1 protein-coding gene is annotated in these 618 nt (G+C 73.1%); it reads right to left on the bottom strand.

Annotated features, from left to right (window positions below):
- Positions 1-602: sigma factor (locus tag EOD07_RS36675; protein ID WP_281059125.1), on the bottom strand; the 602-nt coding region annotated here is incomplete at its 3' end.
- Positions 603-618: the final 16 nt, after the last annotated feature.

Below are 618 nucleotides of genomic sequence, written 5' to 3' on the forward strand. Positions count from 1 at the left end.
GTATCGGTGCCGGTCGGGTCAGACCAGCCTTCGGCGAAGGTGGCGTAAATTGCTTCCAGCACGGCGCCCAGCCGCTCGCCGAGCTCCGCCTGCTCCGGCACGCGGAACGGGATTCCCGTCTCGCGGATGCGCGCCTTGGCCCGCACCAGCCGCTGTCCCATCGTCGCCGGCGAGACCAGGAAGGCCGAGGCGATGGTCGCGGCGTCGAAACCGAGGATGGTCTGCAGGATCAGCGGCGCGCGCACGCTGGCTTCGATCGCCGGATGGGCGCAGGCGAACATCAGCCGCAACCGGTCGTCGGGCAGCTCCTCGCCATTCATGCGCGCCTCCATCTCCTCGGCGATCAGCTGCAGATGATCGCGCGCCGCCTCGCCGGTCAGCCGTCGCCGCACCGCGTCGACGTCGCGCCGGCGCGCCACCGACAGCAGCCAGGCTTCCGGCTGCTCCGGCACGCCGGTTCGCGGCCAGCGTTCCAGCGCGGCGGCGAAGGCATCGGCCAGCGCGTCCTCAGCGCCGGCGACGTCGCGCGTGCGCGCCGCCAACCACGCGACCAGCTTGCCGTAGCTGCGCCGGGCGGCCGCTTCCGCCGCCGCCCGCGCGATCTCCGAGCGATCATCC

This window comes from Mesorhizobium sp. M2C.T.Ca.TU.002.02.1.1, assembly GCF_003997225.1.